The sequence below is a fragment of the Pseudonocardia sp. SID8383 genome, from assembly GCF_009864975.1.
In the GTDB taxonomy this organism is placed as follows: Bacteria; Actinomycetota; Actinomycetes; order Mycobacteriales; family Pseudonocardiaceae; genus Pseudonocardia; species Pseudonocardia alni.
Genome location: NZ_WWFY01000958.1, coordinates 1 through 6,058, shown reverse-complemented (window position 1 = coordinate 6,058; position 6,058 = coordinate 1). Strand labels below are relative to the sequence as shown.

Sequence of the window (6,058 nt, the reverse complement as noted above, 5' to 3'; positions counted from 1 at the left end):
CGCGCCGCCGCCGACCGCCTGTGGCAGCTGGCCGCCGACCTCCCCGGCCTCGACGCGGCCGGAGCCGCCGCGGCCGTCACCGACCGGACCGGCCCGGCCTGATCCCGGCCCGCACCCCGCTGTTCAGCACCGACGTACGACGAGAGGGAACGACCACCATGGACTTCGGCCTCACCCCCGAGCAGACCACGCTCGTGGAGTCGGTCTCCAAGCTCGCCGAACGCGAATTCGGCGCGCGGGCCTTCCAGCGCGACGGGTTCGCCTGGGACTCCCTCAAGGTGCTCGCCGACCACGACCTGACCGGGCTCACCCTGCCCGTCGAGGTCGGTGGGCAGGGCGCCTCGCTGCTCGATGCGGTGCTCGTGATGATGGCGATCACCAAGGTCTGCCCGCACAGCGCCGACGCGCTGCAGGCGAGCAACTTCGGCGCGATCCGCCAGGTCGCGAAGTTCGGCTCCGAGCACGTGCGCCGCGAGGTGCTGCCGCTGCTCCTGCGGGGCGAGGCGCTCGTGACCGCCGGGATGAGCGAGCCCGACGCGGGCAGCGCGCTGACCGACCTGCGCACCACCGCCCGCTACGAGGGCGACCACGTCATGCTCGACGGCCAGAAGTGCTGGAACTCCCACGGCCCGGACGCGACGCACTCGGTCGTCTGGTGCCGGTTCGGCCCGTCGTCGCGCGACATCGGGGCGGTCCTGGTCCCGTTCGACGCCCCCGGTTTCACCCGCGGCAAGCGTGAGCTGCACATGAGTGGCGAGTCGCACTGCCAGCTGTTCTTCGACGGCTGCCGGGTGCCGAAGGAGTACGTCCTCGCCGACAGCGGTGCGCTGCGCAGCATGCTGTCGATCTTCGGTGTCGAGCGGATGGGCAACGCCTCCCGGGCGCTCGCGCTCGCCGAGACCGCCTACGAGCGCGCCGTCGAGCACGCGAAGGTCCGCAAGGCCTTCGGCAAGGACCTCTGCGAGTTCCAGGGCCTGCAGTGGAAGTTCGCCGACATGAGGGTGGAGCTCGACGCGGCCCGGATGCTGCTGCTGCGGGCGGTCGCCAACGCCGACGCCGGCGCACCGGACGCGACCGAGGCGGCCATCGCGAAGCTGCACGCCAACCGCACGGCGTTCCAGGTCGCCAACGAGGCGATGCAGGTCTTCGGGGCCTCGGGCTACAGCCAGGAGTACCCGCTGGAGTACATCGTCCGCCGCACCCGCGGCTGGATGATCGCCGGCGGCTCGGTCGAGATCCTCAAGAACACCATCGCCGGCTCCGTCTTCGGGCGCCGCTTCGACCAGCGGGCGGGGACGGGCGCGTGAGCATCACCGGAACCGGCACCACCGCACCGCAGGCGCAGCGCGGGCTCGACGGCGCCACCGACGTCCTCGTCGACTGGGTCGTCGCCGCGGCCGCGGCGCCGCTGCCCGCCGAGGTCGAGCACCACGTGCGCCGCCTGCTCGTCGACTACGTCGCCGCCGTCGTCCCCGGCTCGGCGACCGACGTCGCGCGGGCGGTCGCGACCCACGTCGCCGGCACCTACGGGACGACCGGCCGCACCGCCACCGCGATCGGCCTCGGACCGGTCTCGGCGCCGGGCGCCGCGTTCCTCAACGGCACGAGCGCCCACAGCCTCGAGGTCGACGACGGCTACACCCCCGGCAGCGTGCACCCGAGCAGCGTCTGCTTCCCGGCCGTTCTCGCCGCGGCGGAGGCCCGGGGCAGCGACACCACCACGACGATGCGGGCGCTCGCCGTCGCCCTGGAGGCGGTGTCCCGGCTCGCCGCCGCGGGGCACCCCGCGACGTGGCGCAACCACTTCCACAACACCCCGCTCGCGGGTGTCGTCGGCGCCACCTGCGGGGTGGCCGTCCTGCACGGCCTCGACGCCGACCGGCTGCACGACGCGCTCGGTGTCGCGGCCTCGCACGCCGGCGGGCTGTTCGCCTTCCTCGGTAAGAACGCCGAGGTCAAGCGGGTGCACCCGGGCAAGGCCGCACGCGACGCGATCGTCAGCGTCGAGCTCGCCGAGGCCGGTGTGACCGGGCCGCGGCCGATCCTGGAGACCCGGCACGGCTACGTCGAGGCGTTCGCCGACGGCGGTTTCGACGCCGGCACCCTGCTCGACGGGCTGGGGGAGCGGTGGGTCGTTCTCGACTCCTACGTGAAGCCCTACCCGTCCTGCCGGCACCTGCACGGCCCGATCGACGCCGTGCTGGCGCTGCGCGCGGAGCACGGGGTGACCGTCGCCGACGTCGCGCGGGTCGACGTCGCGACCTACACCGTCGCCTCGCACCACGCGAGCACCGAGGTGGACTCGCTGCTCGACGCCCAGATGAGCATCCCGTTCGCGGTGGCCACCGCCCTCGTGCACGACGAGGTGGGCCTCACCGAGTTCGGTCCCGGCGCCCGCCGCGACCCCGCACTGCTCGACCTCGTCGGCCGGGTGCACGTCCGCGCCGACGAGCAGGCCGACGCGGACTACCCGGTGCTGCGCACCGCCGTGGTGACGCTGACCCTGCACGACGGGCGGGAGCTCACCGAGCGGGTCCCGACCCCCTACGGGGAGCCGGGCAACCCGGTCAGCGACGACGAGATGACCGCGAAGCTGGTCCGGCTCGCCGCGCCGGTGCTCGGCCGCGACGCCGCCACCGGGCTCGCCGCCGAGCTGTGGACCTTCGCCTCGCTCGACGTCGTGGCCCGCACCGACGCCCTCTGCCGGGGTGCGGCATGACCCAGCTGACCGACCGCCCGGCCGACGCCGCCGATCCCGCACGGCCCGACGTGGGCCGGGCGCTGCTCGCCCCCCGCTCCGTCGCGATCGTCGGCGCCTCCGACGACGCACGGAAGACGACCGCCCGCCCCCTGCGCTTCCTGCGCGAGGCCGGCTTCACCGGCGGCGTCTACCCCGTCAACCCGCGCCGCGAGACGGTGCTGGGGGAGCGGGCCTGGCCCGACATCGCCTCGCTCCCGGAGGTTCCCGACCACGTCTTCGTCCTCACCGACACCGCACGCGTCGTCGACACCGTCCGCGAGTGCGGCGAGGCCGGGGTACCGCTGGTGACGGTGCTGTCCGGCGGCTTCGGCGAGGGCGGGCCCGAGGGGCGGGAACGGCTCGAGGAGCTGCTCGACGTCGCCCGCCGGTACGGCGTCCGCGTCGTCGGCCCGAACAGCATCGGCGTGGTCAACCCGCGCAACGGCATGCTGCTCACCGCCAACGCCGCGTTCGCCGAGCCCGACCTGCCCGTCGGGCCGTCGTTCGTCGCGTCCCAGTCCGGCAGCGTCATCGGCGCGCTGATGACCCGGGCGAAGGCCCGCGGCCTGGGCTTCGCCGGGTTCGTCTCCACCGGCTCCGAGGTCGACCTGACCCTCGGCGAGATCTGCGAGGCCACCCTCGACGACCCCGAGATCGGCTCGTACACGCTGTTCGTGGAGTCGATGGACAACGCGGGCCCGCTGGCCCGTTTCGCCGCGGCCGCCGCCGAGCGCGGCCGGCCCGTCACCGTCTACAAGCTGGGCCGCAGCGACGCGGCCGCAGCCCTGTCGGTGTCGCACACCGGGGCGCTCGCCGGCGAGGACGGCGAGGCCGACGCCTTCTTCCGCGCCTGCGGGTTCGCCCGGGTCGACAACTTCGAGGCGCTCATCGAGGCCGAGGCCCTCCAGCGGCGGATCGGCCCGCCCGGGCCGGTCCGCGCCGACCGGATCGGGGTGATCACCTCCACCGGGGGCGGCGCCGCGATCGTCGTCGACCAGCTGGAGACCCGCGGCGTCACCGTGGCCCGGCCGAGCCCCGCGGTGTTCCGCGGGCTCGCCGCGCTCGGGCTCGACGTGGCCGAGAACCTCATCGTCGACCTCACGCTCGCCGGGACCCGGCACGACCTCGTGCTCGGAGCGCTGGACGTGCTCCGGTCCAGCGGTGAGTTCGATCTCGTCCTGTTCGTCGTCGGCTCCTCGGCGCGGCTCAACCCCGAACTCGCGGTGTCCGCGATCGCCGAGGCGGCCGCCGCCGGCGAGGTGCCGCTGGCAGCCTGGGCGTTGCCGGACGCACTCGAGTCGCTCCGCATGCTGAACGACGCCGGCGTCCCCGCCTTCCGCACCGCGGAGGCCTGCGCGGAGGCGATCGCCGCGACCCTGGCCCGGCGCCCGGTCGATCCGGCCGTGCTCGGCACCCGGGACACCGGTGCCGCCGAGGCCCCGGCCCGCACGCTCGACGAGAGCGACTCGGCGGTCGTCCTGGCCGGGCTCGGGGTGGCGTTCCCCGCCGCGACGACGTGCGACGCCGCGGGCACGCCCGCCGCGGAGCCCGCCTGGCCGGTGGTGGTGAAGGCGCTGTCGGACCGGCTGCCGCACAAGTCCGACGCCGGTGCGGTCGTCCTCGGCGTGACCGGGCCCGGCGAGCTCGCCGGCGCCGTCCGGACGATCACCGCGAACGTCGCCGCGCACGACCCGACGATCGAGCTCGGCGGGTTCCTGGTGCAGGAGATGGTCGGCGACGCGGTCGTGGAGGCGCTCGTCGGCTATCGGGTGAGCCCGACGGTGGGGCCGCTGGTGATGCTCGCCGCCGGCGGCGTGCACGCCGAGCTGTACGACGACTCCACGCTGCGCCTCGCCCCCGTCACTGCCGAGGTGGCCCGGGAGATGGTCGGCGAGGTGACGGCCATGCGCATCGCGCGCGGGTTCCGCGGCGGACCGGCCGGAGACATCGACGCGCTCGTCGACACCGTCGTCGCGGTGTCCCGGCTCGCTGTGACCCGGCCCGACGTGGTGGAGGCCGAGGTCAACCCGGTCGCCGTCCGGCGACGCGGGCAGGGAGCCGTCGCCCTCGACGCCCTGGTCCGCGAGGCGGACCGGTCATGACCCGTCCGCCCCGCCCGTGAACCGACACACATCCGAGGACACACCATGGACGTGAAGATCAACGACTTGTCGCTGACCTACGGCGACTTCACCGCGGTCGAGCACCTCGGCCTCCACATCTCCGACGGCGAGTCCCTGGTGCTGCTCGGGCAGTCGGGGTGCGGCAAGACCAGCACGATGCGGTGCGTCGCCGGTCTGGAGGACCCCAGCGGTGGTTCGATCGCCATCGGCGGGACGACCGTGTTCGACGCGGCCGCCGGGCTCAACGTCGCACCGAACAAGCGCAACGTGGGCCTGGTATTCCAGTCCTATGCGGTGTGGCCGCACATGACGGTGCTGGAGAACGTGTCGTTCCCGCTGCGGATGAAGCGGCGCCCCAAGGCCGAGATCCGCACCCGGGCACTGGAGACCCTGGAACTCGTCGGGCTGGCCCACCTCGCCGACAAGGGCGCCAGCCTGCTGTCCGGCGGCCAGATGCAGCGGGTCGCGCTGGCACGGAGCCTCGCGATGGAGCCGAACGTCATGCTGCTCGACGAGCCCCTGTCCAACCTGGATGCCCGGCTCCGCGAGGACCTGCGGGTGGAGCTGCGGCGGCTGCAGCTCGAGCTCGGGCTCACCTCGATCTACGTCACCCACGACCAGGGCGAGGCGCTGGCACTCGCCGACCGCATCGCGATCATGCAGCATGGGCGGATCTCGCAGCTGTCCACGCCGGTGGAGACCTACCGGAGCCCCGCGTCGGCGTCGATCGCGGAGTTCCTCGGGGTCGCGAACATCTTCCCGGTCGCCGCACCGCGGGCGGGGGAGCGGCGGCTGCGGCTGGCCGGCCACGACGTCGAGATCGCCGCCGACGCCGTCGTCCCGCCGGGCGACGACCTCAGCGTCTGCATCCGTCCCGAACACGTCCGGGTGCGGACGGAGCCGCGTGACGCGGGCCCGAACTCGTGGCCGGGCACCGTGACGGTCAGCGTCTTCCAGGGCTCCTTCATCCGGTGCTCGGTCGCGCTCGACGCCGGGCCGACGCTGGAGGCCCAGACCCAGGACGCGTCGGTCGTGCTGCGCCAGCACGACCGGGTGCACGTCGAGATCGACCCCGCCCACGTCCAGGTCCTCCCCCGGGAGGCCGGACCCGCCGCCGCGGCCCCGGGACCCGGTGCCGCCGGTGAGGCCGACCGCGCGCGTCCCGGCGACGCAGCCCCGCGGACGTCGCACGACC

The 6,058-nt window shown here is 74.4% G+C and carries 4 protein-coding genes; all 4 read left to right on the top strand.

The genetic code is table 11. The features are described 5' to 3' along the window. Positions 1 to 158: 158 nt before the first annotated feature. Complete coding sequence (locus tag GTW08_RS22855) at positions 159 to 1,307, top strand: acyl-CoA dehydrogenase family protein (RefSeq protein WP_073575190.1); 1,149 nt, start codon at positions 159 to 161, stop codon at positions 1,305 to 1,307. Continuing rightward, on the top strand, positions 1,304 to 2,719 hold the full coding sequence (locus GTW08_RS22850) for an MmgE/PrpD family protein (RefSeq protein ID WP_010225721.1): 1,416 nt from the start codon (positions 1,304 to 1,306) through the stop codon (positions 2,717 to 2,719). The genes GTW08_RS22855 and GTW08_RS22850 overlap by 4 nt, the downstream gene beginning before the upstream one ends. Next, positions 2,716 to 4,842, top strand: coding sequence for an acetate--CoA ligase family protein (locus GTW08_RS22845; RefSeq protein ID WP_073575189.1), 2,127 nt, complete (start codon positions 2,716 to 2,718; stop codon positions 4,840 to 4,842). The genes GTW08_RS22850 and GTW08_RS22845 overlap by 4 nt, the downstream gene beginning before the upstream one ends. Positions 4,843 to 4,887: 45 nt before the next feature. Beyond that, positions 4,888 to 6,058, top strand: a 1,171-nt coding sequence (locus tag GTW08_RS22840) for an ABC transporter ATP-binding protein (protein WP_161152503.1), incomplete at its 3' end; no start/stop codon positions are given.